General features: G+C 57.3%; 1 rRNA gene. It reads right to left on the minus strand.

The annotated features are described in order from the left end of the window. A 23S ribosomal RNA gene (locus IZU26_RS12995) occupies positions 1-995 on the minus strand; the annotation flags it as partial.

A 995-nucleotide genomic window follows, 5' to 3' on the forward strand; every position in this document is an offset into this window, starting at 1 on the left:
TGCACGTCGCCGTGCCTGCACCTGCAGCCTATCAACCGGATAGTGTCTCCGGGGTCTTTAGGAGGGTCATGCCCTCAGGGATGTCTCATCTTGAGGCGGGCTTCCCGCTTAGATGCTTTCAGCGGTTATCCCTTCCGAACGTAGCCACCCGGCACTTACCCTTGGCAGGATAACCGGTATACCAGAGGTTCGTCCGCTTCGGTCCTCTCGTACTAAAAGCAGCTCCTCTCAAACATCCTCCGCCCGTAACAGATAGGGACCGAACTGTCTCGCGACGTTCTGAACCCAGCTCACGTACCGCTTTAATTGGCGAACAGCCAAACCCTTGGGACCTGCTCCAGCCCCAGGATGCGATGAGCCGACATCGAGGTGCCAAACTTTCCCGTCGATGTGAACTCTTGGGGAAAATCAGCCTGTTATCCCCGGAGTACCTTTTGTCCGTTAAGTGACGGCGCTTCCACTTGCCGCCGCCAGATCACTAAGACCTGCTTTCGCACCTGCTCGTGATGTCTCACTCGCAGTCAAGCCTCCTTGTGCCTTTACACTCGTACGATGATTTCCAACCACCGCGAGGAGACCTTCGCGCGCCTCCGTTACCCTTTAGGAGGCGACCGCCCCAGTCAAACCGCCCGCCAATCACTGTCCCCCTTCCGGCTTCACGGACCGGAGTTAGAAATCCCATCCGCCAGGGCCGGTATTTCACCAGCGGCTCCACGCACGCTGACGCGCACGCTTCTTCGCCTCCCGGCTATCCTACACATGGCGGATAGAATCCCAGTGATAAGCTGCGGTGAAGGTTCACGGGGTCTTTCCGTCTAATTACGGGTATCCGGCTTCTTTACCGGAATATAAGTTTCACCGAGTCCCGCGTTGAGACAGCGCCCAGAATCGTTACACCATTCGTGCGGGTCGGAACTTACCCGACAAGGAATTTCGCTACCTTAGGACCGTTATAGTTACGGCCGCCGTTTGCCGGGGCTTCGGTTCGGAGCTTC

Source organism: Treponema sp. SP13 (genome assembly GCF_050938355.1).
Taxonomy (GTDB): domain Bacteria; phylum Spirochaetota; class Spirochaetia; order Treponematales; family Treponemataceae; genus Treponema_D; species Treponema_D socranskii.